Origin of the sequence: Pseudomonas donghuensis, assembly GCF_000696345.2 — a bacterium.
Taxonomy (GTDB): Bacteria; Pseudomonadota; Gammaproteobacteria; order Pseudomonadales; family Pseudomonadaceae; genus Aquipseudomonas; species Aquipseudomonas donghuensis.
The window spans coordinates 1,630,050-1,652,151 of record NZ_CP071706.1 but is presented as its reverse complement, the minus strand read 5'-3'; the positions used below and the strand labels follow the sequence as shown (position 1 = coordinate 1,652,151).

The 22,102-nt window shown below is 62.8% G+C and carries 21 protein-coding genes and 2 pseudogenes; 9 read left to right on the top strand and 14 right to left on the bottom strand.

Annotated elements, in window-relative coordinates; translation table 11 throughout:
* Window positions 1–2: 2 nt before the first annotated feature.
* The 4 genes and pseudogenes from BV82_RS07600 to BV82_RS07590 all read right to left on the bottom strand — a co-directional run bounded on the left by BV82_RS07600 (window position 3) and on the right by BV82_RS07590 (window position 3,276).
* Complete coding sequence (locus tag BV82_RS07600; RefSeq protein ID WP_010223052.1) at window positions 3–602, bottom strand: tRNA-uridine aminocarboxypropyltransferase; 600 nt, start codon at window positions 600–602, stop codon at window positions 3–5.
* Between the two features lie 78 nt (window positions 603–680).
* A pseudogene (locus tag BV82_RS26680) lies at window positions 681–1,655 on the bottom strand (methyl-accepting chemotaxis protein); the annotation flags it as partial.
* Between the two features lie 279 nt (window positions 1,656–1,934).
* A pseudogene (locus BV82_RS26675) lies at window positions 1,935–2,240 on the bottom strand (PAS domain-containing protein); the annotation flags it as partial.
* Window positions 2,241–2,382: 142 nt separating this feature from the next.
* Window positions 2,383–3,276 carry a LysR family transcriptional regulator gene (locus tag BV82_RS07590; RefSeq protein ID WP_010223054.1) on the bottom strand — a complete coding sequence of 298 codons (894 nt, stop codon included), beginning with the start codon at window positions 3,274–3,276 and terminating at the stop codon, window positions 2,383–2,385.
* 222 nt (window positions 3,277–3,498) lie between these two features.
* Here BV82_RS07590 and speB point away from each other — a divergent pair, with 222 nt between their 5' ends.
* Both speB and BV82_RS07580 read left to right on the top strand, forming a co-directional pair.
* On the top strand, window positions 3,499–4,449 hold the full coding sequence (gene speB, locus BV82_RS07585) for an agmatinase (protein WP_036994231.1): 951 nt from the start codon (window positions 3,499–3,501) through the stop codon (window positions 4,447–4,449).
* Between the two features lie 145 nt (window positions 4,450–4,594).
* Window positions 4,595–5,974: a sodium:solute symporter family protein gene (locus BV82_RS07580; RefSeq protein ID WP_010223056.1), complete on the top strand. Its 1,380-nt coding sequence runs from the start codon at window positions 4,595–4,597 to the stop codon at window positions 5,972–5,974.
* Between the two features lie 54 nt (window positions 5,975–6,028).
* Here BV82_RS07580 and BV82_RS26500 read toward each other — a convergent pair whose 3' ends face one another.
* On the bottom strand, window positions 6,029–6,154 hold the full coding sequence (locus tag BV82_RS26500; protein WP_010223057.1) for a PA1414 family protein: 126 nt from the start codon (window positions 6,152–6,154) through the stop codon (window positions 6,029–6,031).
* A gap of 123 nt (window positions 6,155–6,277) precedes the next feature.
* Entirely contained in the window at window positions 6,278–7,171 is an 894-nt protein-coding gene (ptrR, locus tag BV82_RS07575; protein ID WP_010223058.1) for a putrescine utilization regulator PtrR, read from the bottom strand.
* 106 nt (window positions 7,172–7,277) lie between these two features.
* Between ptrR and BV82_RS07570 the strand changes: the two genes are divergently transcribed.
* Window positions 7,278–8,459 (top strand): YbfB/YjiJ family MFS transporter, encoded by a 1,182-nt coding sequence (locus BV82_RS07570; RefSeq protein ID WP_036994229.1) that lies wholly within the window; start codon window positions 7,278–7,280, stop codon window positions 8,457–8,459.
* Here the strand turns inward: BV82_RS07570 and BV82_RS07565 are convergent.
* Together BV82_RS07565 and BV82_RS07560 are read right to left on the bottom strand one after the other, a co-directional pair.
* The gene (locus BV82_RS07565; protein ID WP_010223060.1) at window positions 8,410–9,336 is read right to left on the bottom strand and encodes a DMT family transporter; all 927 of its coding nucleotides are present in this window, start codon (window positions 9,334–9,336) and stop codon (window positions 8,410–8,412) included. The genes BV82_RS07570 and BV82_RS07565 overlap by 50 nt on opposite strands.
* Window positions 9,337–9,445: 109 nt before the next feature.
* Window positions 9,446–9,838, bottom strand: a complete 393-nt coding sequence (locus BV82_RS07560; protein ID WP_010223061.1) for a hypothetical protein — start codon at window positions 9,836–9,838, stop codon at window positions 9,446–9,448.
* A gap of 126 nt (window positions 9,839–9,964) precedes the next feature.
* Here BV82_RS07560 and BV82_RS07555 point away from each other — a divergent pair, with 126 nt between their 5' ends.
* Complete coding sequence (locus BV82_RS07555; RefSeq protein WP_036994226.1) at window positions 9,965–10,234, top strand: hypothetical protein; 270 nt, start codon at window positions 9,965–9,967, stop codon at window positions 10,232–10,234.
* A gap of 91 nt (window positions 10,235–10,325) precedes the next feature.
* Here BV82_RS07555 and BV82_RS07550 read toward each other — a convergent pair whose 3' ends face one another.
* On the bottom strand, window positions 10,326–11,651 hold the full coding sequence (locus tag BV82_RS07550) for a DEAD/DEAH box helicase (protein WP_036994224.1): 1,326 nt from the start codon (window positions 11,649–11,651) through the stop codon (window positions 10,326–10,328).
* A 144-nt stretch (window positions 11,652–11,795) separates the two neighbouring features.
* On the opposite strand from BV82_RS07550, the gene BV82_RS07545 reads away from it, so the two are divergent.
* Window positions 11,796–13,097, top strand: a complete 1,302-nt coding sequence (locus BV82_RS07545; RefSeq protein ID WP_036994223.1) for a mechanosensitive ion channel family protein — start codon at window positions 11,796–11,798, stop codon at window positions 13,095–13,097.
* Here the strand turns inward: BV82_RS07545 and BV82_RS07540 are convergent.
* From BV82_RS07540 to BV82_RS07530, 3 genes are all read right to left on the bottom strand, one after another.
* Window positions 13,038–13,916, bottom strand: a complete 879-nt coding sequence (locus tag BV82_RS07540) for a carboxylate/amino acid/amine transporter (RefSeq protein ID WP_010223064.1) — start codon at window positions 13,914–13,916, stop codon at window positions 13,038–13,040. The genes BV82_RS07545 and BV82_RS07540 overlap by 60 nt on opposite strands.
* 213 nt (window positions 13,917–14,129) lie before the next feature.
* On the bottom strand, window positions 14,130–14,729 hold the full coding sequence (locus tag BV82_RS07535) for an FMN-dependent NADH-azoreductase (protein WP_036994222.1): 600 nt from the start codon (window positions 14,727–14,729) through the stop codon (window positions 14,130–14,132).
* Between the two features lie 109 nt (window positions 14,730–14,838).
* On the bottom strand, window positions 14,839–15,153 hold the full coding sequence (locus tag BV82_RS07530) for a hypothetical protein (protein WP_010223066.1): 315 nt from the start codon (window positions 15,151–15,153) through the stop codon (window positions 14,839–14,841).
* 49 nt (window positions 15,154–15,202) lie between these two features.
* On the opposite strand from BV82_RS07530, the gene BV82_RS07525 reads away from it, so the two are divergent.
* The 4 genes from BV82_RS07525 to BV82_RS07510 all read left to right on the top strand — a co-directional run bounded on the left by BV82_RS07525 (window position 15,203) and on the right by BV82_RS07510 (window position 19,401).
* Window positions 15,203–16,126: a PA3225 family LysR-type transcriptional regulator gene (locus tag BV82_RS07525; RefSeq protein ID WP_010223067.1), complete on the top strand. Its 924-nt coding sequence runs from the start codon at window positions 15,203–15,205 to the stop codon at window positions 16,124–16,126.
* A 14-nt stretch (window positions 16,127–16,140) separates the two neighbouring features.
* The gene (locus BV82_RS07520; RefSeq protein ID WP_010223068.1) at window positions 16,141–16,953 is read left to right on the top strand and encodes an alpha/beta fold hydrolase; all 813 of its coding nucleotides are present in this window, start codon (window positions 16,141–16,143) and stop codon (window positions 16,951–16,953) included.
* Entirely contained in the window at window positions 16,947–17,504 is a 558-nt protein-coding gene (locus BV82_RS07515) for a peptidylprolyl isomerase A (protein ID WP_010223069.1), read from the top strand. The genes BV82_RS07520 and BV82_RS07515 overlap by 7 nt, the downstream gene beginning before the upstream one ends.
* A gap of 64 nt (window positions 17,505–17,568) precedes the next feature.
* Window positions 17,569–19,401 (top strand): ABC transporter ATP-binding protein, encoded by a 1,833-nt coding sequence (locus BV82_RS07510; protein ID WP_036994221.1) that lies wholly within the window; start codon window positions 17,569–17,571, stop codon window positions 19,399–19,401.
* A gap of 66 nt (window positions 19,402–19,467) precedes the next feature.
* Here the strand turns inward: BV82_RS07510 and BV82_RS07505 are convergent, their stop codons facing one another.
* Together BV82_RS07505 and BV82_RS07500 are read right to left on the bottom strand one after the other, a co-directional pair.
* Entirely contained in the window at window positions 19,468–20,592 is a 1,125-nt protein-coding gene (locus tag BV82_RS07505) for a GNAT family N-acetyltransferase (protein WP_036994220.1), read from the bottom strand.
* Window positions 20,593–20,676: 84 nt separating this feature from the next.
* Window positions 20,677–21,990, bottom strand: coding sequence for an OprO/OprP family phosphate-selective porin (locus BV82_RS07500; RefSeq protein ID WP_010223072.1), 1,314 nt, complete (start codon window positions 21,988–21,990; stop codon window positions 20,677–20,679).
* Between the last annotated feature and the right edge of the window lie 112 nt (window positions 21,991–22,102).

The following is a 22,102-nucleotide window of genomic DNA, read 5'->3' as shown; positions in this document are numbered from 1 at the left end:
GGTCAGCGCAAATGATTACGCTCGTACGTCTCGCGCCCCATCGCCGCGATCTGCCCCTCGATCAGCGCCTCGAACGGCTTTAACAACGCATCGAAACCCTGCGGCGCCTCCAACACGTTCAATGCCTGCACCACCGCCTCCAGGGTCGACAACGCGCCCGGCTGCGGTGCCTTGCGCAGGCGATAACGCGACGGCAGCACTTGCGCCAGGGTCACCCGCGGCAATCCGCCCAGCAACGGATTCAAATGCAGCAACTTGCTCGCCTTGCGCCAGGTGCCATCCGGCACCACCAACTGCCACGGGCGATCATCCTGGCCGTCGGCATAAGCCTCCAGCGGCAACGCCTCATCCCCCGGAAACAACAACGCACTGCGATACCCCGGCGCCTCAAGCAGCTCAGGCAGGTCCTCGAACACTTCCCCCACCCGCAACTGCGCATTACGCAAGCCAAGCGCCGCCAGCTTGGCGGTATTGAGGGCATGGCGCACTTCACTGGGATGCTGCAGCAACAGCACGCGGGTGCGGCTGCCCAGGGACGGGATCAACGGACAAAGACAATGAGCTTGTGGGCGCAAACAGCGCTCGCAGTGGATTCTGGACATCGGGTTCTCCTGAGCGGGCAAAGTGTGCCACAGCAGCCCCGAAAAAAGCCCACTTCCCTGTGGGAGAGACGCAAAGCGTCAGCGGTTGAAACGTTCAGCCAGGCTGTACAGGTAATCGGCCATGCGTTCGAGGTCCTGGCTGATCTCGGCGCCCTGCTTGGCCTGCCCGGCGCTGTGATCGCAGAGCTGGGCGATGCGGGTGATCTGTTGGTTGATGTCCTCGGCGACATGGCTCTGCTGTTCCGAGGCGGTGGCCATCTGCTGACTCATACCGGTGATGCGGCTGACCGCCTGGGTGATGCCCACCAGCGCCGACTGCACCGCCTCGACGCTGTGCACACTGTCGCGAGAAATCTGCTCGCCTTTGCTGGCACTGGAGACCGCCCGCTCGGCGCCGGCGCGCAACGAGGCGATGATCTGGTGGATCTCCTCGGTCGAGGTGCGGGTACGCTGAGCCAACGAACGCACTTCGTCAGCGACCACGGCGAAGCCCCTGCCCTGCTCGCCGGCCCGCGCCGCTTCAATGGCGGCATTGAGCGCCAGCAGGTTGGTCTGCTCGGCAATCGAGGTGATGACATCGACCACGCTGCCGATCGACTGGGTCTGGTCGGCCAGGGCATTGACCGCCTGACCGATGTCGCTGACCGCCTCGGCCATGCTGCCCATGGCGCGCAGGCTCTGCTGCGCCAGGTCACTGCCCTGCTGAGCCAGGTGGTCGGCGTCAGAAGCGGCGGTGGCGGTGTTCTGCACATTGTGGGTCACTTCCTGGATGGTCGCCGCCATTTGCGCGATGGCCGTGGCCGACTGGTCGGTTTCGCTGCGCTGGCGGTCGAGCATCTGCGCCTGGGCGCCAGACAAATCGGACGACTGCGCGGCACGCGCCTTCACCCCCACGCCAGCATCCACCAGCCGGGTCAGTGCCGTTTGCAAGCGCGCTTCTTCACTGAGGATTGCCAGGTCCAACTGGCCCTGCAGGCCGCTGTTGTCGCTATAGGTCAGGGCCACCAGAGGGCTGGTGAAGGCTTTCGGGTGCTCGCCCAGGGTACGGCGGATCACCCGGTTCTGGCGTGCCTCGATCAGGTACCAGGCGCTGAGCAAACTGGCCATCAATACGCCCAGCGCAGCGTACTGCGGTAGCCACAGGTAGCTGATCGCCGAAAGCACACCCGCCGCCACCAGTGGCCAGCCATGTTCCAGGCTAGCGCCAAGTCGCGCCGCCAGCGGTACCGGGCTTCGCCCCTGGCGCAACCGCGCATACAGACTTGTCGCGCGGCGGATCTGCTCGCGGCTCGGTACCGAACGCACCGACTCGTAGCCGCTGATCCGGCCGTTCTCGTAAATCGCCGTGACGTAGGCACTGACCCAATAAAAATCGCCATTCTTCGAGCGATTTTTCACCACCCCCATCCAGGGTTTGCCCTGTTTGATGGTGTCCCACATGTGGCCGAACACTGCAGGTGGCATGTCCGGATGACGCACCAGATTGTGTGGCTGACCGAGTAATTCCTCGTAGGTAAAACCGCTGATGGCGACAAAGGCATCGTTGCAATAGGTGATACGGCTGTTGAGGTCGGTGGTGGAAATCAGCCGTTGTTCGCTCGGAAAGGTTCTTTCATGCTCAGTGACGGGCAAATTCATGCGCATCTGGGCGATCCCTGCAAAGGAAATGATGGGAAATTTCATCAAGCCAATACAGGTTTAGCAGAGCAATTACGGGGTTGCGGCCGATACTTTCAGGATTTTTTGCAGCAGTGACTAAATTTTTCAGTGACTGTTTCGTTCAGGCAGACGTGAGTTGCGCCTTGAGCAGATCGCGGAAGGTCTGAATCAAGGGTTCGCGGCTGCGGCCACGGCGAATGATCATGGAGAACGGCGCCTGATAGCCGAAGGTCGCCGGCGATAGTACCCGCAAATCGCCCTTATCGGCCCAGGCCTGGGCGTAGTGCTCCGGCAGGTAGCCGATATAGGCGCCCGACAACACCAGAATCAGCTGCGCCTCCATACTTTCCACGGTCGCCGCGCTGTGCTTGAAACCGTGGCGGGCAAGCTCTGCCTGGCTCCAGTAGCCGCGACCGACCATGCGCTGCTGGGTGATCACCTGCTCGGGAATGCGCCGCTCGTTGAACAGCGGGTGGCGGTTGCTGCAATACAGCCAGTGCTGCTCACGGTACAACGGCTGATACACCAGGCCGCTCATGCGCGTGGAAAAGGCGCCGATGGCCAGGTCCAGGCGGTTGTCCTGTACCCCCAGTTGCAGCTCGTAGGGGCTCGATACCGAGAGGTGCAAGTGCACCGCCGGGTGTTCCTGGCTGTAGGCGCCAATGGCTTCGGCCAGGGGCAAGGCCCGATCACCCACCGTGGAGTCGATCACGCCCAGGTTGAGGGTGCCGCGCAATTCGCCCTTGAGCGCCGCCGCGTACTGCTCGAAGCCGTCCATTTCCGCCAGCAGGCGCAAAGTCTCCTGGTGGAACAGTTCGCCCTTGCTGGTCAGGCTGAAACCACCGCGGCCGCGATGGCAGAGGACGATGCCCAGCGCCGCCTCCAGCTGGCTCATGTAGGTACTGATCGCCGAGGTCGACAGGTTCAGCTCGCGCTGGGCATTGGCGAAACCCTGATGACGCACGACGCTGACAAAGATGCGCAGGAGTTTCAGGTCAGGCAAGGCAGAGGCCATCTGATCGCGGTCCGCTGAGTGACAGATGGCCGGATTCTAACCCCAACACTGGCATTAGTTCAGAAAAACCTGAACTAAGTATTTGCCTGTAGCGATTCTTTTCATCCACTACCTTTTGCAGACTCTGCCGCAATGCACCTGCTTGCCGGCATTTCAGGGGTTGCCCCGGGCCAGCCAGACAGGTTCCAACAACTAGAACAATCGAATCGATGAGGCCCGACCGTGGACAAGATTCTGCACCAACCACTGGGCGGCAACGAAATGCCGCGCTTCGGCGGCATCGCCACCATGCTCCGTCTCCCTCACCTGCAAAGCGCCGAAGGCCTGGATGCCGCGTTCATCGGCATCCCCCTGGACATCGGCACCTCGCTGCGCTCCGGCACCCGCTTCGGCCCACGGCAGATCCGCGCCGAATCGGTGATGATCCGCCCGTACAACATGGCCACTGGCGCTGCGCCCTTCGATTCGTTGTCGGTTGCCGATATCGGTGACGTGGCGATCAACACCTTCAACCTGCTCGACGCCGTGCGAATAATTGAAGAAGCCTACGACGAAATCCTCGAACACAACGTCATCCCCATGACCATGGGCGGTGACCACACCATCACCCTGCCAATCCTGCGGGCGATCCACAAGAAGCACGGCAAGGTCGGGCTGGTGCACATCGATGCCCACGCCGACGTCAATGATCACATGTTCGGCGAGAAAATCGCCCACGGCACCACTTTCCGCCGCGCCGTCGAAGAAGGCCTGCTGGACTGCGACCGTGTGGTGCAGATCGGCCTGCGCGCTCAGGGCTATACCGCCGAAGACTTCAACTGGAGCCGCAAGCAGGGCTTTCGTGTGGTTCAGGCCGAAGAGTGCTGGCACCAGTCGCTGGCGCCGTTGATGGCCGAAGTGCGCGAGAAAGTCGGCGGCGGCCCGGTGTACCTGAGCTTTGACATCGACGGTATCGACCCGGCCTGGGCGCCCGGTACCGGCACCCCGGAAATCGGCGGCCTGACCACGATCCAGGCGATGGAAATCATCCGCGGTTGCCAGGGCCTGGACCTGATCGGCTGCGACCTGGTGGAAGTCTCGCCACCTTACGACACCACCGGCAACACCTCGTTGCTCGGTGCCAACCTGCTGTACGAAATGCTCTGTGCACTGCCGGGCGTGGCTCGCCGCTAACGGTTGCACACCAGGAGTTGCAACAGGGCAGGAGCCATGACAGTCGGGCCGCAACGACGGCCCACTGAGTAGACGAATGACCCGGCGCCAGGCTTGCCTGGCGCCGGGGTCGATCTCACCATAATAAAGATAATTGGAGACACCCATGGCCTTGGACATATTCGTTGTTCTGATCTACGCGGCCGGCATGCTCGCGCTTGGCTGGTTCGGCATGCGCCGGGCAAAAACCCATGAAGATTACCTGGTGGCCGGGCGCAACCTGGGCCCAAGCCTGTACATGGGCACCATGGCCGCCACGGTCCTGGGCGGCGCTTCGACCGTCGGTACCGTACGCCTTGGCTATGTACACGGGATTTCCGGCTTCTGGCTGTGCGCCGCACTGGGCCTGGGCATCATTGCCCTGAACCTGTTCCTGGCCAAACCACTGCTGCGCCTGAAGATCTTCACCGTCACCCAGGTGCTGGAAAAACGCTACAACCCCATGGCCCGCCAGGCCAGCGCAGTGATCATGCTCGCTTACGCGCTAATGATCGCGGTGACCTCGACCCTGGCCATCGGCACCGTCCTGCAAGTGCTGTTCGACCTGCCGTTCTGGGGCGCGGTGCTGCTCGGTGGTGGCGTGGTAGTGGTGTACTCGACCATCGGCGGCATGTGGTCGCTGACCCTGACCGACATTGTCCAGTTCGTGATCAAGACCGTCGGCCTGATGTTCGTCCTGCTGCCCATCTGCCTGTACAAGGTCGGTGGCTGGGATCAACTGGTGGCCAAGCTGCCCGCCAGCAACTTCAGCCTGACCACCATCGGCTGGGACACCATCATCACCTACTTCCTGATCTACTTCTTCGGCATCCTGATCGGCCAGGATATCTGGCAACGAGTGTTCACCGCCCGTGACGAGAAGGTCGCCAAGTACGCTGGCACCACCGCTGGGGTTTATTGCGTGATCTACGGCCTGGTGTGCGCAGTGATCGGCATGGCGGCGCATATCCTCCTGCCGGATCTGGACAACGCCAACAACGCCTTTGCCGCAATCGTCAAATCCGCCCTGCCTGACGGCATCCGCGGCCTGGTGATTGCTGCTGCGCTGGCGGCGATGATGTCGACCGCCAGTGCCGGCCTGCTGGCAGCGTCCACGGTACTGACCGAAGACCTGCTGCCGAAACTGCGTGGCGGCAAGCAGTCGAGCCTGGGCATCAACCGCCTGTTCACCCTGCTGACCGGTATTGCCGTGCTGGGTATCGCCCTGGTGGTGACCGATGTCATCAGCGCGCTGACCCTGGCTTATAACCTGCTGGTGGGCGGCATGCTGATTCCGCTGATCGGTGCCATCTACTGGAAACGCGCCACCACCGCAGCGGCGATCACCAGTATGAGCCTGGGCTTCGTCACCGCTCTGGCGTTCATGATCAAGGACGGGATGGATGCCAACACGCCGATCTACTACAGCCTGGCGATCGGCCTGGTGAGTTTTGTGCTCGTCAGCCTGATGTCGCGCCGCCCGGTAGGCGCCGTCAACCTGGCCTGACCTGCAGATGCAGCACGGCCGTCGCATCAGCAATGATGCGGCGGCCGACGTGTTTTAGCGACGTGGCTGGCGCTTGCGCTGTTCTTCGTCGGTTGGAATCGGCACCGGCTGTAGCGGTGGCGGGATCAGGCCCAAGGCAGCGGCCAGGTCGTGGAGCCAGTTGAACAGATGGTTTCTCATAACTCCCCCTTACGGGTCAGCCTGCACGGCGAACAAATCCTGCGATGCTTCATACAGATCATAGCCCGATGTCTTACATTGCGCATGTTGAAAACATACGACCAAAGCCAAGTTTGATCTCCCTCAAGCACTGACCGCCAGCCCCGGCGCCTGTGCAACTGTTTCCCCTTGTTGCAAATCGATCCAGGCACTCAGGTTCGCCCCGCGCATGCCCTTGCGCCACATCAGCCAGGTGGTGGCCTGGCCGAACGGCGCCTGCAGGCGATGCACCGCCACCCGCTCCCTGCCCGGCAGGCTGTCGAGCATCGACTGGGCCATCAGCGCCACCCCTGCTCCGGCGATTACGCAGGCGAGCATGCTTGGATATGACTCTATCTCCATGGCCCGGCCCATGGCCGCATGATCATGGGCATACCAGGCTTCCAGGCGCATCCGGTAGGAACAACCCTGACGAAAGGTGAACACCGCCCGCCCGGCGACATCGCGGGCACTGCGCACTGGCGCATGGCCGGGCTCGGTGATCAGCACCAGGGTTTCATCGCACAGCGGTACCCCATCGAGCCCGGCCAGGGCTAGCGGTCCATCAACCAATGCCGCGTCCAGGCGGCCACTGAGCAAGCCTTCGAGCAACTCGCCGCTGGGCGCCGCCTGCACCTGCAGGTTCACCGCCGGATAAGCGCTGTGGTACCGGGCCAGCAGCTCCGGCAGGTGAATCGCCGCAGTGCTGTACATCGAGCCGAGGACGAACTCCCCGGCGGGTTGCCCGCCCTGCACGGCGGCAAAAGCTTCATCATGCAGGGCAAGCATGCGCCCAGCGTAATCGAGCAGCACCTTGCCCGCCGGTGATAGCTGCAAACGCTGGCGTTCACGGCGGAACAGCTCGACGCCCAGTTGCTCTTCGAGCTGGCGCAGGCGGGTCGACAGGTTCGACGGTACCCGGTGCAGGCGCTCGGCAGCGCGGGTCACCGAGCCCTCCTCGGCCACCGCCTGAAAAATCCGCAACTGGCTGAGCTCCATGAGCCATTCTCCAAAACAGAATAAGTTCCTCATCATTATTCAATTTTATTGAAAGTCAACCGGCTTTAGCCTGACGGTCATCCACGCCTGTGCAGGAATCGCCGCCATGTCGCCACTTGCCCGCCTTCTCGCCTGTGCCGTTGCCCTGATGATGGCCATGGGCATTGGCCGCTTCGCCCTGACCCCGCAGTTGCCGCACCTGATCAGCGAAGGCCAGATCAGCCTGACCGCCGCCGGCCTGATCGCCGCCGCCAACTACCTGGGGTATTTCCTCGGTGCGCTGGACGCCATGTTCGCCCGCCGCCCGGGCCAGGTCAGCGCGCGCCTGCACGCAGGGCTGTGGCTGTGTGTAGTGCTGACCCTGGCGTCGTTCTGGGCCAGCGGCTTCTGGGCCCACCTGCTGCTGCGCTTTGGCACCGGCGTGGCCAGCGCCTGGGTGCTGGTCATGCTCACCAGCCTCAGCCAGCAAGTGGCGGCGGCCAGCAACCGGCCACGGCTGGGCGCCCTGGTATTTGCCGGGCCTGGCGTGGGAATTTTGCTTACCGGCATGCTGGCGCTGGTCGCCAACCTCAAGGGCCTGGGTTCGGCACCTTTGTGGCTGATCTACGCGGCGGTTGCGCTGCTGATGCTGCTGGTCGTGCTGCCAGCGCTGCCACGTCCGCAGCCAGACATGCCTGCTGGCAGCCCGGCGCTCGCCCAGCCCGCCGCACAAGGGATGGGCCGTTTGGGCGGGGTGTATGCGCTGTACGGTATCGGTTACATCATCCCCGCGACCTTCATGTCGCAGATGGCCAGCGCGCGCTTTCACGGGCACTGGCTGGCTGATCTGTTCTGGCCCGGCTTCGGCCTGGCGGCAGCGCTGGGCGTGGTGCTGGTCAGCCTGCGCCGCCCGGGCATGGGCAGTACCTCACACTGGCTGATCGCAACCCTGTGGCTGCAGGCCGCCGGCGTGTTCGCTTGTCTGCTGGGCAACGGCCTGGGCCTGGCGCTCGGGGTGGTCCTCTGTGGCGGCCCGTTCCTGGCCTGTATGCAACTGGTAATGCAACGCTCGCGGGAGCTGGCGCCGCAGGCAAGCCAACGCAATGCCGGGTTGCTGACCGCCTGCTTTGCCCTCGGCCAGCTCAGCGGGCCGTTGCTGGCGGCGCTGAGCAATCAGTTTGCCGGCAGCCTGCAAGCCGCGCTGGTCATCGCGGCCAGCGGCCTGTTACTCGCAGGCATGCTGCTGTTGCGCGCGCAGGCTAGCCGAGCAGGCTGCGCAGGCGTCGGCGCACCCACTGCTCAGCGCTGACCAGGGTCACCCCGAGCAGCACCATGATCGCCCCGAGGACGAAGTTCAGGCTCAGCGGCTCGCCGAGCAGCAGCACCCCGAAGGTCACCCCGAACAACGGGGTAATAAAGGAGAACACCGCCAGGTTCGAGGCCAGGTAGCGGCGCAGCAGCCAGAACCAGGTCAGGTAGCTGAAGAACGACACGATCAGGCCCTGGAACAGCAGGCTGCCGATCGATAGCGGGGTGAACTGCACGTGGGTAACCTGACCACTGGCGACGGCTATCAGCAGCAAGCCGACGAAACCGACCGCCAATTGATAGAACAGCGTCAGAGTCGCCGGGGCTTCAGACAACCGCGAAGCACGCACCACCACGGTGGTTGCGCCCCAGGCCAGGCCCGCCAGCACACCGAAGGCATCACCGAGCAACATGCGCCCGTCCAACTGCGCCAACGAGATACCACCTGCAAAAGCAAAGGCAATGCCGCCAAACGCCAACAGGATGCCCAGCCACTGCAAGGGCCGCAGCCGCTCGCTCGGCAGCATGAAATGCAGGCCCAGGGCAGTGAACACCGGTGCGGTGTAAAGGAATACCGACATGTGCGCCGCCGAGGTCAGCTTCAGGCCTTCGGCGATGAACAGAAACTCCAGGCCGAACAGCGCACCGGCCAGCAGACCGCCACGCCAGGTGCTGGCTACCTGATCCCAGCCGCCGCGAAAGCACATCAGCAGGCCGACCAGCACCGCTGCCATGCCCGAGCGCATGGCCTGTTGCATGACCGGGGCGATATCCGGCGCGGCCCACTTGATCATGACCTGCTGGATACCCCAGATCAGGCACAGTACCAGCATCACTTGCAGGGCAAAGGCATCGGTATTGCGGCGGCTGACGCTCATCGGGCGCCCCCGGAATCAGGCATCGACATGGCAGGTTCTCGGCAGAAGTGGATCCATCGCCGATTATCAGCGGCAGCGGCCGCTCAATGCCAGCCTTGTGTTGCCTGCTTCAGGCAATCTGCGCCCTGGAGGCCAATTGATCGAAGGTCGTTTCGTCCAGGGGATCGTCCTGTTCATCCAGTACCTGACGCGGGTGAGCGTTGCCCGGAATGCTGCTGTCCAGCAGGCTCAACAGCCGCGAGCCGCGTTCGGTGAGGATGAAGTTCTCGCCGTTGCCGCCCTCGTCTTCCGGGCGTGACGCAAAATAACCGCGCTCGAACAGCAGCTTTTCGTACTCACATGCCTTGGTTTTCAGATGATCGAGATCGCCAGGGGCCGCACCCTCGGCCGCCAGCTGGGCCGCATGCTGCTCGGCGTAGGGCCTGGGGGTAAAACTGTGCCCGGCGCTGTTCTGCGCTTCGTGCAACAGGCGTTCGATCAGGTCCCAGTCATAGGTGGTCATTGGCATAGCCTCAATCAGGGGTTTATAAGATTGTGACCGGTGCGCGCGGCTGCGGTTCGACTGAACTTTCGCCGCCCGGCCGGGCTCAACCGCAGGACTTCACCTTGATTGCACAGGAGCCTGCCGATGAAGACCCTGTTGAACATTGCCGCTGCCGCTAGCCTGATGCTGGCCCTACCCAGTTGGGCGTGCACGCTGGAGGAAGCGACGGCCAAGCGCGAAGAACTGGCCAAGGAAGTGAGCAAGCTCACCGAGCAAAACCCGCAGAAGGCCAAGGAGATCAACGACGAGTTGCAGAAAATGGAGCTGGGCACCGCCAGCAAGGACTTGCCGGACAAGTGTCAGCTGATCGACAAGCGGATGCAGGAACTGAAGGCCGCTGAGAAGAAGACTTGAGATTGGGGTGAAGCTATCGCTGGCAAGCCAGCTCCCACAAGGACGGCAAAGAACCTGTGGGAGCCGGTTTTGCCGGCGATGAGGCCGGCGCTTACTCCGCAGTCGGCGTCGGCTTGCGGCGCTTGAGCGGTGCCAGGCCATCGGCGCTGGCCAGCGGGGCGTTAGGCTTCGGCTTGGCGGTCGGCTTGCGCTTGGCTACGACCTTCTTGTCGCCTTTCTTGTCAGCTTTTTTCTTCTTCACACCGGCCGCCTTGCCCGAGGCCTTGACCTTCTTCGGCCCGGTGTACGTACCTTTGACTTCCTTGATCACCCGACGCTCGAAGCTCTGCTTCAGGTAGCGCTCGATGCTCGACATCAGGTTCCAGTCGCCGTGGCAGATCAGCGATACCGCCAGGCCTTCGTTACCGGCACGGCCGGTACGGCCGATGCGGTGCACGTACTCGTCGCCACTGCGTGGCATGTCGAAGTTGATCACCAGGTCCAGGCCGTCGACGTCCAGGCCGCGGGCGGCGACGTCGGTGGCAACGAGGATCTTGGCGCCGCCCTGCTTCAGGCGCTCGATCGCCAGCTTGCGGTCCTTCTGGTCCTTGTCGCCGTGCAGCACGAACGCCTTGTAGTCCTTGGCCACCAGGTGCCCGTAGATGCGGTCGGCCATCACCCGGGTGTTGGTGAAGATGATCGCCTTGTCGTAGGTCTCGTTCTGCAGCAGCCACTGCACGATCTGTTCTTTGTGCTGGTTATGGTCGGCGGTGATGATCTGCTGGCGGGTGCCTTCGGCCAGCTGGCTGACGCTGTTGAGCATCAGGTGTTCAGGGGTTTTCAGCACTTTGCCGATCATGTCGCGCAGGCCGGCACCGCCGGTGGTGGCGGAGAACAGCATGGTCTGTTCACGGTTCGGGCATTCGTTGCACAGGCGCTCGACGTCTTCGGCAAAGCCCATGTCGAGCATGCGGTCGGCTTCATCGAGCACGATGACCTGGACATGCTCCAGGTGCAGGTTGCCGGCATTGAGCTGCTCGAGCAGGCGACCCGGGGTGCCGATCAGCACGTCCGGCACCTTGCGCAGCATCGCTGCCTGTTCCTTGAAGTCTTCACCGCCGGTGATCAGGCCGGCCTTGATGAAGGTGAACTGGGAGAAACGCTCGACTTCCTTGAGGGTCTGCTGCGCCAGCTCGCGGGTCGGCAGCAGCACCAGGGCGCGAATTTCGACACGTTTTTGCTTGAGGTCAACCAGGCGGTTGAGCATCGGCAGGACGAAGGCCGCAGTCTTGCCGCTACCGGTTTGCGCCGTCACCCGCAGGTCACGCCCTTGCAACGCCAATGGGATGGCCGCTGCCTGCACCGGCGTCGGCTCGACAAATTTCAGCTCGGCCACGGCTTTGAGCAGGCGTTCGTGCAGGGCGAATTGGGAAAACACGGGTGTACCTCGGGCATGTGCAAAAAATTCAGTTGCATAGGGTAACGTTTTCCGGCGTCGGAGCCGAATTTCTTTTGGCAACTTCTTGCCAATACGCGCTCTAATGGCCTTGTTTTCGACTTGCGGACCCTCTACGACACCGTTATGGACATTCAACAGCTGTGGCAAAACACCCTGGACCTCTGGGGCACCCTCGATCAACACCCGGTGCTGCACGCCGGTATCGGCCTTGGCGTCCTGCTGGCGGTTGCCCTGGTGCTGGGCCGGGTAGCGCGTTTCCTGGTGCTGCACGCCGCCCGCCTGCTCGGTCGCCAGCCGGCCCTGCACTGGGTCAACGACCTGCGCGAGAACAAGGTGTTCCAGCGCCTGGCCCAGACCACCCCGTCGCTGGTGGTGCAGTTTGGCCTCAAGCTGGTGCCGGAGCTCAGCGCCACCAGCCAGCATTTCCTCGGCAACGTTGCCCTGGCCTTCACCATCCTGTTCCTGACCCTGGCCCTGAGCGCCCTGCTCGACGCCCTGCTGGACATCTACGCCCGCACCGAGCACGCCCGTACCCGCTCGATCAAAGGTTACGTGCAGTTGGCCAAGATGGTCCTGTTCGTGTTCGGCGCCATCGTCATCGTCGCCACCCTGATCGACCGCTCGCCGCTGTTGCTGCTCTCAGGTCTGGGTGCGATGTCGGCCGTCATCCTGTTGGTCTACAAGGACACCCTGCTGTCGTTCGTCGCCAGCGTGCAACTGACCAGCAACGACATGCTGCGGGTCGGCGACTGGATCGAGATGCCCCAGGTCGGCGCCGATGGCGATGTGGTGGACATCACCCTGCACACGGTCAAGGTGCAGAACTTCGACAAGACGATTGTTTCCATTCCCACCTGGCGCTTGATGTCCGAGTCGTTCAAGAACTGGCGCGGCATGCAGCAATCGGGCGGGCGGCGGATCAAGCGCAGCTTGTTCATCGATGCCGGCGGCGTGCGTTTTCTGACCAGCGCCGAAGAGCAGCGCCTGTCCGAGGTGCGCCTGCTGACCGACTACATCGCCCGCAAGCGCAACGAACTGCACAGCTGGAACGAGGCCCAGGGCCCGGTGGCCGAGCTGTCGGCCAATCGCCGCCGGCTGACCAACGTCGGCACCTTCCGCGCCTACGCCCTGGCTTATCTGAAAAGCCACCCGGACATCCAGCCGAACATGACCTGCATGGTCCGCCAGATGCAGACCACCGCCCAGGGCGTGCCGCTGGAAATCTACTGCTTCACCCGCACCACGGCGTGGGCCGAGTACGAACGCATCCAGGGCGACATCTTCGATTACCTGCTGGCGGTGTTGCCGGAGTTCGGCCTGAGCCTGTACCAGCAACCCAGCGGCAACGACCTGCGCGCCGGCCTGTTACCCTCGACCTTGCCCAGCCAGCAGCGGGCGCTGAGTGCCGAGACGACTGAACCATAGCGACGCCAGGATCACCGCCCCGCCGATGAACAACCGGCCCAGCGGCTCGTGCTGGTTCCAGATCAGCAGGTTGAGCAGCAAGCCGACCGGTACATGCAGGTTGTTCATCACCGCCAGGGTGCCGCCTGAAACCAGGCAGGCGCCCTTGTTCCACCAGTACAAACCCAGCGCCGTCGGGCACAGGCCCAGAAACAGCAGCACCAGCCATTGCACGTCGGTGCTCGGCAGGTGCTGGGTGTTACCGAACAGCAGGAACGCCGGCAGCACCACCAACAAGGCGCCCAGGTAGAAATAGCCGAACCGCCGGTAGTGCGGCAGGTCGCTGGGGTTGCGCGCGATCAGGTGGCGGTACAGTACCTGCCCGGCGGCATAGGTGAAGTTGGCCAGTTGCAGGAGCAAAAAGCCCATGAAGAAGTCCGGGCTGATGCGGTCAAAGCGAATCACCGCCGCACCGGCAACCGCCACCAGCGCCGCCACCAGCGCCCAGGGGTTGAAACGCCGGTTCAGGGCATCTTCGATCAGGGTCACGTGCAAGGGCGTGAGAATGGTGAACAGCAGCACCTCCGGCACTGTCAGCACGCGAAAGCTCAGGTACAGGCAGACATAGGTGATGCCGTATTGCAGCGCACCGATCAGCAGCATCGAACGCATGAAGCGCGGTTCGACCTGGCGCCAGCGAGTCAGCGGCAGGAACACCAGCCCGGCCAGCAGCACCCGCGCCAGCACGGCGAAGTAGCTGTCGACATGGCCGGCCAGGTACTCGCCGATCAGGCTGAAGGAAAACGCCTGGATCAACGCGACAATCAATAAATAGCCCATGTGTGCCCCTTGCTGTGGAGGCGGCGACCTTAGCGGTTAGCGGCAAACCCGGCAATAGTCGAAGGCCCTGCGGGCCGTATCGCTGGCAAGGCCAGCTCCCACAGTGCTTGCATGCAATCGCGAAATAAAAAAGCCCGGTCCTGCACAAGGCAGTGACCGGGCAGGCACACCCAAAGGAGCAACAGGTGTCAGGCGGGAAAATTCATTGCCGGCTCATGCCACCGCAGCGAGCTGCGCCTTGGCCTGGTTCAGGCCCTTCTCGTGGAAATCGCCGCCCATGTTCAGGCCTTCTGCGTGGATGAAGGTCACGTCATGGATACCGATAAAGGCCATGACCTGGCGCAGGTAAGGTTCCTGATGATCGCTGCTGGCACCGGCATGGATACCACCACGGGCGGTGAGGATGTAGGCGCGCTTGCCGGTCAGCAGGCCCTGCGGCCCGGTTTCGGTGTACTTGAAGGTGATGCCGGCACGCAGTACATGGTCCAGCCAGGCTTTAAGGGTGCTGGGAATGGTGAAGTTGTACATCGGTGCGGCCAGGACCAGCACGTCGGCCGCCAGCACTTCATCGGTCAACTCGTTGGAGCGGGTCAGGGCCTGCAGCTCATCGGCATTGCGCTGGGCTTCGGGCTTCATCCAGCCACCGAGCAGGTTGCCATCCAGGTGCGGCACCGGGTTGACGGCCAGGTCGCGCAGGGTGACCTGGTCGGCCGGGTGGGCGGCTTGCCACTGGCTGACGAAGTCACGGGTCAGTTGCCGGGAGATCGAGTCCTGCTGGCGGGCGCTGCTTTCGATGACGAGTACACGGGACATGGGGCTTGCCTCCATCGGCGAGTTCGGTAAGTCGATGGAGGCAAGATTAATGATTGACCTATCGATAAAAAAGCGTAAAAACTGGGTCCAACCTATCAGTTAAATTGTTTTATTCCGGTTTGCAGCTCAAGGCGATACGCAGCTTGATGATTTCCCGGTTGAACTTGGCCGTGGCATCGACGCTTTTTTTCGCCGGCACCAGTACGCGGCGCACCCGTGGCGCTTCCGGACCGTTGCGAAAGGACACCTTGCACTGCGCGGCAACGTCACCATAGTTGTTCAGGGTGATCGAGCCAATGTCACGGTCGGTGTCGTAGGTGGTGTAGTCGACCTTGACGCCGTCGATGTCCTTTTCCACGTCGATGGGATAGGCCAGGGCCGTGAGCGGAAGCAGGGCCAGCAATACAGCACAATATTTCTTCATACGACGCTCTCCATGAAAGAGCGCCAGCTTAGGACAACAGGAGCCGAAGATGAAAGCGCCGCGCGTAACCCTGGACCAGTGGCGGACCCTGCAGGCGGTGGTCGATCATGGTGGCTTTGCCCAAGCCGCCGAGGCCCTGCACCGCTCGCAATCCTCGGTGAGCTACACCGTGGCGCGCATGCAGGACCAACTCGGCGTGCCGCTGCTGCGCATCGACGGGCGCAAGGCCGTGCTGACCGAGGCCGGCAACGTGCTGCTGCGCCGCTCGCGGCAACTGGTCAAGCAGGCCAGCCAGCTCGAAGACCTGGCCCACCATATGGAACAGGGCTGGGAAGCCGAAGTGCGCCTGGTGGTCGATGCCGCCTACCCCAACGCCCGCCTGGTCCGCGCCTTGAGTGCGTTCATGCCGCAAAGCCGTGGCTGCCGGGTGCGCCTGCGTGAAGAGGTGCTGTCCGGGGTCGAGGAAGTCCTGCACGAAGGCGTCGCCGACCTTGCCATCAGCGGCTTCAATATTTCCGGCTACCTGGGCACGGAGCTCAGTTCGGTCGAGTTCGTTGCCGTTGCCCACCCCGAACACAGCCTGCACCGCCTGGGTCGGGAACTGAGCTTCCAGGACCTGGAAAGCCAGTTGCAGGTGGTGATCCGCGACTCCGGCCGCGCGCAGCCACGTGACGTCGGCTGGCTGGGCGCCGAACAGCGCTGGACGGTCGGCAGCCTGGCCACCGCCGCGACCTTCGTCAGCAGCGGCCTGGGCTTTGCCTGGTTGCCCCGCCACCTGATCGAACGCGAGCTGCGCGAAGGCCTGCTCAAGCCTTTGCCACTGGATCAGGGTGGCAGTCGCCACCCACTGTTCTACCTTTACTCGAACAAGGACAAACCCCTGGGCCCGGCGACGCAGATCCTCGTCGAATTGCTGCGCAACTTCGACACCGCACCGCTGGATGTGCCCTTCGCCGCGCCCGCCCAAGCCTGACAGGAATCACGCCGATGGCCTACTTCGAACATGAAGGTTGCTCGCTGCACTACGAGGAATACGGCCAGGGCGAGCCGCTGGTGCTGCTGCACGGCCTGGGTTCCAGTTGCCAGGACTGGGAAATGCAGGTGCCGACGCTTGCCCGCCAGTACCGGGTGATCCTCATGGACATCCGCGGCCACGGCCGCTCCGACAAGCCCCGCGAGCGCTACAGCATCGCCAGCTTCAGCGCCGACCTTCTAGCCCTGCTCGAGCAACTGCAGACCGGCCCGGTGCACCTGGTCGGCCTGTCCATGGGCGGCATGGTCGGCTTTCAGTTTGCCGTCGATCACCCCGAGTGGCTGCGCAGCCTGTGCATCGTCAACAGCGCCCCGGAGGTCAAGCGCCGCAGCCGCAGCGACTGGATCTGGTGGGCCAAGCGCTGGGCCCTGGCGCGGCTGCTGAGCCTTGAAACCATCGGCAAGGGCCTGGCCGAACGGCTGTTCCCCAAGCCACAGCAGGCCGACTTGCGGCGCAAGATGGCCGAGCGCTGGGCCAGGAACGACAAGCGTGCGTACCTGGCCAGTTTCGACGCCATCGTCGGCTGGGGCGTGGCGGAACGCCTGGGGCAGATTCGCTGTCCTACCCTGGTCATCAGCGCCGACCAGGATTACACCCCGGTACAACTTAAAGAGCGCTACGTGGCCCTGATTCCACACGCACGGCTGGCGGTGATCGAAGATTCCCGGCACGCTACGCCCCTGGACCAACCTGACCTCTTCAATCAGACGCTGCTGCAGTTCCTGGCCGCGTCCACCACCTCTCAAGGATCATTGAGCCCATGCTGAAAAAACTCCTGCTCGCCACCTGCTCGGTCGTCTTCGCCACCAGCCTGATGGCCGCTGAAAAAGCGCCTCATGTAATGCTGGAAACCAGCTTCGGTCAGATCGAAATCGAACTGAACGAAACCAAGGCGCCGATCAGCAGCAAGAACTTCCTGCAATACGTGGACAGCGGTTTCTACAACAACACCATCTTCCACCGGGTGATCCCGGGTTTCATGGTCCAGGGTGGTGGTTTCACTGAGCAGATGGTGCAAAAAGACACCAAGGCGCCGATTCGCAACGAAGCCAGCAATGGCCTGCAAAACGTCCGTGGCACGTTGTCGATGGCACGCACCTCCAACCCCAACTCGGCCACCAGCCAGTTCTTCATCAACGTTGCCGACAACGCCTTCCTCGACCCGGGCCGTGACGCCGGTTACGCAGTGTTCGGCAAGGTCGTCAAAGGGATGGATGTGGTCGACCAGATCGTCAACTCGCCGACCACCGTCAACAAAGGCATGCGCGATGTACCGGTCGACCCGGTGTTCATCAAGTCGGCCAAGCGTATCGACTGACCCAGGGCTTCACAGGGACGTGAACCAGGCCTGCGGGTCGAACTGAACAGGAGTTACCGTTTTCATGCTGTTTCGCCGCTTCGAAAAGCTCATCGACATCTTCCGTGAGGCGCCTACTGCGGCGCCGCCCACCACGGTATGGCCGTTCTATGTGTACTACCTGCGCCAGGTGTGGCCAAGTTTTGCCGCGCTGCTGGTGATCGGATTCATCGGCGCATTGATCGAAGTGGCCCTTTTCAGTTACTTGAGCCGGATCATCGACCTGGCTCAAGGCACCCCTTCGCTTGATTTCTTCAGCGATCACGCTGCCGAACTGCTGTGGATGCTGGTAGTGGCGCTGATTCTGCGCCCGGTGTTTCTCGGCCTGCACGACCTTCTCGTACACCAGACCATCAGCCCGGGGATGACCAGCATGATCCGCTGGCAGAACCATACCTTCGTGCTCAAGCAGAGCCTGAACTTCTTCCAGAGCGATTTTGCCGGACGCATCGCCCAGCGCATCATGCAGACCGGCAACTCGCTGCGCGACTCGGCGGTGCAGGCGGTGGACGCGCTGTGGCACGTACTGATCTATGCGATCAGCTCGCTGGTGCTGTTTGCCGAGGCCGACTGGCGGCTGATGTTGCCGCTGATGACCTGGATCGCCTGCTACATCGGCGCACTCTGCTACTTCGTGCCACGGGTCAAGGCCCGAGCCGTGATCTCCTCCGATGCCCGCTCCAAGCTCATGGGCCGCATCGTCGATGGCTACACCAACATCGCTACCCTGAAACTCTTCGCCCACACCGACTTCGAGCAGCAATACGCTCGTGAAGCGATCAGCGAGCAGACCGAAAAAACCCAGTTGGCCGCCCGCGTGGTCACCAGCATGGACGTGGTCATCACCAGCCTCAACGGCCTGCTGATCGTCAGCACCACGGGCCTGGCGCTGTGGCTATGGACCCAGTCGCTGATCACGGTCGGTGCCATCGCCCTGGCCACCGGCCTGGTGATCCGCATCGTCAACATGTCCGGCTGGATCATGTGGGTGGTCAACGGCATCTTCGAGAACATCGGCATGGTCCAGGATGGCCTGCAGACCATCGCCCAGCCGGTGAGCGTCACCGACTCGCCGAGCGCACCTACGCTCAAGGTCGATCGCGGCGGGGTGAAGTTCGACAACGTCAGTTTTCACTACGGCAAGGGCAGCCGCATCATCGACGGCCTGAACCTGGACATCCGCCCGGGCGAGAAGATCGGCCTGATCGGCCCGTCCGGCGCGGGCAAGTCAACCCTGGTCAACCTGCTGCTACGCCTGTACGACCTGGAAAGCGGGCGCATCCTCATCGATGGCCAGGACATCGCCCAGGTGACCCAGGCCAGCCTGCGCGCGCAGATCGGCATGATCACCCAGGACACCTCGCTATTGCACCGCTCGATTCGCGAAAACCTGCTGTATGGCCGCCCCGACGCCACCGAAGAAGAGCTGTGGGAAGCGGTACGCCGGGCCCGGGCCGACGAGTTCATTCCGCAACTGTCCGATGCCCAGGGCCGCACCGGCTTCGATGCGCATGTGGGTGAACGCGGGGTCAAGCTCTCCGGCGGCCAGCGCCAGCGCATCGCCATTGCCCGGGTGCTGCTCAAGAATGCGCCGATCCTGATCATGGACGAGGCGACTTCAGCACTGGACTCGGAAGTTGAAGCGGCGATCCAGGAAAGCCTGGAAACCCTGATGCAGGGCAAGACCGTGATCGCCATTGCCCACCGGCTGTCGACCATCGCCCGCATGGATCGTCTGGTGGTCCTGGAGAAAGGCCGGATCGCCGAGATGGGTAGCCACGCGGAGTTGCTGGCGCATCAAGGCTTGTATGCGCGCTTGTGGCATCACCAGACCGGGGGGTTTGTCGGGATCGACTGACAGTAACCTCATCGCGGGTCAAGCCCGCTCCCACAGTGGGAGCGGGCTTGCCCCGCGATGAAGCCCTCAGCCTTGCCGATAAGGCAACGCTAAACGCGCCTCCTCGGCATACGCCAACACCCCCGCCCGCTCCTGCTGCAGGAACTCCTCCACCGCCCGGCGCAAGCCGGGGTGCAGCAGGTAATGCCAGGAACGGGTGATCACCGGCTCAAAACCGCGAATCAGCTTGTGCTCACCTTGCGCCCCGGCATCGAAACGCTGCAGGCCTTCGGCAATCGCCAGGTCCATGCCCTGGTAGAAACAGGTCTCGAAGTGCAGCCGGTCGAACGCATCCAGGCAGCCCCAATAACGGCCATACAGGCTGTCGCCACCGACCAGGCTGAAGGCCATGGCGACATCGCGGCCGCCCTGACGGGCCATGACCACACGAATCGCTGCGGGCATGCGCTCAGCCAGCAGACTGAAAAACGCTCGGGTCAGATAAGGTGCACGACGGCGTACGGCATAGGTATTGGCATAACAGGCAAAAACGAAATCCCACTGGGCCTCGCTCAGTTCATCACCGCGAAACCAATGAAACTCGATGCCGTGCCCCACGACCTGCTCACGCTCCTTGCGCATCTGCTTGCGCTTGCGTGAACTCAAGGTGTCGAGAAAATCCTGGAAGTCGCGGTAGCCCTGGTTACGCCAATGAAACTGGCAACCCAGGCGTTCCATCCAGCCTTCACGCTCGCGCATCAGCGCATCGGCGCGCTCATCGGTGAAGTTGATATGCGCGCCGGACATCCCCTGTGCAAACAGTTCGTCCGTCAGTTGATCGACCAGCTCGGCCGCCGCATGCGGGTCGCCCAGCAAGCGCGGGCCGGTCACCGGCGAGAACGGCACGGCGCAGAGCAGCTTGGGATAATAGGCAATCCCCGCCCGCTCGCAGGCATCGGCCCAACCGTGGTCGAACACGTACTCGCCGAATGAGTGGGTCTTCACATAGGCCGGCAAGGCCGCGCGCAGTTGGCCGGCACTGTCGGTGAGCAACTGATGCGCCGGGCTCCAACCGGTGTGGCGGCTGACGCTGCCGCTGTCCTCCAGGCTGGACAGAAACGCGTGGCGCAAAAACGGCTGCTCCTGTGGCACCAGGGCATCCCAGGTGGCAGGCGTGAGTTCGGCAAGGTGTTGCAAGATGAGCTTGGGCATTGACGCAGTCTGCCTCGTCGCGCAGACGAAAAAAAGCCCCGCACAAGCGGGGCTGAAGATCTAACGGATGAGGAGCGGTATTGCTTAGAACACGTACTGCGCGCGCATGACGAAACCGTCGCCGCTGTCGTCGCCGACAGCGTTCTCGGCATTGTCGACCTTGGCTTTGACGTACACCCCGCTGAGCTTGATCGACTCGTTGGCGTACCAGTTCAGACCAACGTTATGCACCTTGCCTTCGATATCGCTGACGTTGGCGAACGCGCCATTGTCGTCATCGACGCTCAGGTGGTCATAGCGGTAGAACACTTCCCAGGCACCGATCTGCTTGTTCGAGGGTTTGATGCTGTCGAACTTGCCGAGCTTGTAGCCACGGGCTTCACCGGTGATGGTGTAGGCCAGCTGACCGTAGTAGCCGTCAGCCTTGATGTCGGAGAACGCGGCGCTGTCGGCCTGGACGTCACGCTTGACGTATTCGCCCTGAACCGAGAACGGGCCCATGGCCCAGGCCGCTTCCAGCCCCCAGGCCTTGTCGGTGTCATAGGCACCGGCCGGGGTGTTGTTGCGGCCGCCCAGGGTCAGGCGGTTGCCGTTGGTACCGGCATCCTGGCCGCCGTCGGTGCTGACGCCGCGCATGCCCAGGCGGCTGCGGATACGGCCGTCGAACGCGGTGTCGGAGAGGTCGCGCTGGGCATAGTTGATACCCAAGTGCAGGACGTTGCCGGCTTCGTGCATCGGTGCGAAGACGCCACGCAGGTTGAACTGCTTGGTGCTGTCGCCGTCCTTGTCCTGGTTGGTGGCGTCCTTGGCGAAGGCACCGACCGAGCCATACAGCGAGTCACCGGCGTTACCCGAAACCTGCAGGCCCAGGCCGCCGTTGTGGGCGTTGGTCCAGTCGACCAGGTCGTAGGCAGCGGTACGTTCCTGAGCGGTTACCCACTTGGAGCTGGTGGCTTTTTCCAGGCCGAACTCAGGGTCGAAACGACCGAACTTGATCGATACCGGGCTGAAGCCGTTGTAGGCCAGCGAGGCTTCATCGAAGTAACCGTCTTCGGAACGGTTGTCACCGCCGGAGTTGTGCGAGAAGTCGTAAGCGATCTGGTAGGCCCAGTCCTTGTACATCACGCCGCCCAGTTCCAGGTAGGCGCGGCGGAAGTAACCGGCGTCAGCGGTGTTGCCGTTGTTGGTGTAGAAACCGTCGAAACGGCTGTAGTCGGCCTGAATCCGACCGCCCAGCTTGAAGCTGAACTCTTTGTCGGTGGTAGCGACCTCGAGGCCACCCTTGGTCTTGACTACGATATCGGCGCCGTCGGTGGTCACGGTACCCGCGAAAGCCTGGGCGGTAACGGCCATGGCCAAGGCGCTGGCTGCGAAACCTGCGAAGTGCTTACGGATCATCGAAGAAGCTCCCCTACTTTATGGTCTTGATAATGTTGGAAAAACACGCGGCTCAAGCCACTTGTGCTGGGGAGGAATCTTGGCGGGGGCTTATGTCAGATCAGTGGCTTTT

Excerpts from the sequence above, each read along its gene's own strand:
- BV82_RS07600 (WP_010223052.1), bottom strand. The coding sequence starts at position 602 with ATGTCCAGAATCCACTGCGAGCGCTGTTTGCGCCCACAAGCTCATTGT.
- BV82_RS07565 (WP_010223060.1), bottom strand. The coding sequence starts at position 9,336 with ATGAGCGTCAGCCGCCGCAATACCGATGCCTTTGCCCTGCAAGTGATG.
- BV82_RS07535 (WP_036994222.1), bottom strand. The coding sequence starts at position 14,729 with ATGTCCCGTGTACTCGTCATCGAAAGCAGCGCCCGCCAGCAGGACTCG.
- BV82_RS07525 (WP_010223067.1), top strand. The coding sequence starts at position 15,203 with ATGAAAGCGCCGCGCGTAACCCTGGACCAGTGGCGGACCCTGCAGGCG.
- BV82_RS07545 (WP_036994223.1), top strand. The coding sequence starts at position 11,796 with ATGGACATTCAACAGCTGTGGCAAAACACCCTGGACCTCTGGGGCACC.
- BV82_RS07510 (WP_036994221.1), top strand. The coding sequence starts at position 17,569 with ATGCTGTTTCGCCGCTTCGAAAAGCTCATCGACATCTTCCGTGAGGCG.
- BV82_RS07505 (WP_036994220.1), bottom strand. The coding sequence starts at position 20,592 with ATGCCCAAGCTCATCTTGCAACACCTTGCCGAACTCACGCCTGCCACC.
- BV82_RS07560 (WP_010223061.1), bottom strand. The coding sequence starts at position 9,838 with ATGACCACCTATGACTGGGACCTGATCGAACGCCTGTTGCACGAAGCG.
- BV82_RS07500 (WP_010223072.1), bottom strand. The coding sequence starts at position 21,990 with ATGATCCGTAAGCACTTCGCAGGTTTCGCAGCCAGCGCCTTGGCCATG.
- BV82_RS07540 (WP_010223064.1), bottom strand. The coding sequence starts at position 13,916 with ATGGGCTATTTATTGATTGTCGCGTTGATCCAGGCGTTTTCCTTCAGC.
- BV82_RS07570 (WP_036994229.1), top strand. The coding sequence starts at position 7,278 with ATGTCGCCACTTGCCCGCCTTCTCGCCTGTGCCGTTGCCCTGATGATG.
- BV82_RS07515 (WP_010223069.1), top strand. The coding sequence starts at position 16,947 with ATGCTGAAAAAACTCCTGCTCGCCACCTGCTCGGTCGTCTTCGCCACC.
- BV82_RS07590 (WP_010223054.1), bottom strand. The coding sequence starts at position 3,276 with ATGGCCTCTGCCTTGCCTGACCTGAAACTCCTGCGCATCTTTGTCAGC.
- BV82_RS26500 (WP_010223057.1), bottom strand. The coding sequence starts at position 6,154 with ATGAGAAACCATCTGTTCAACTGGCTCCACGACCTGGCCGCTGCCTTG.
- BV82_RS07555 (WP_036994226.1), top strand. The coding sequence starts at position 9,965 with ATGAAGACCCTGTTGAACATTGCCGCTGCCGCTAGCCTGATGCTGGCC.
- BV82_RS07530 (WP_010223066.1), bottom strand. The coding sequence starts at position 15,153 with ATGAAGAAATATTGTGCTGTATTGCTGGCCCTGCTTCCGCTCACGGCC.
- BV82_RS07580 (WP_010223056.1), top strand. The coding sequence starts at position 4,595 with ATGGCCTTGGACATATTCGTTGTTCTGATCTACGCGGCCGGCATGCTC.
- ptrR (WP_010223058.1), bottom strand. The coding sequence starts at position 7,171 with ATGGAGCTCAGCCAGTTGCGGATTTTTCAGGCGGTGGCCGAGGAGGGC.
- BV82_RS07520 (WP_010223068.1), top strand. The coding sequence starts at position 16,141 with ATGGCCTACTTCGAACATGAAGGTTGCTCGCTGCACTACGAGGAATAC.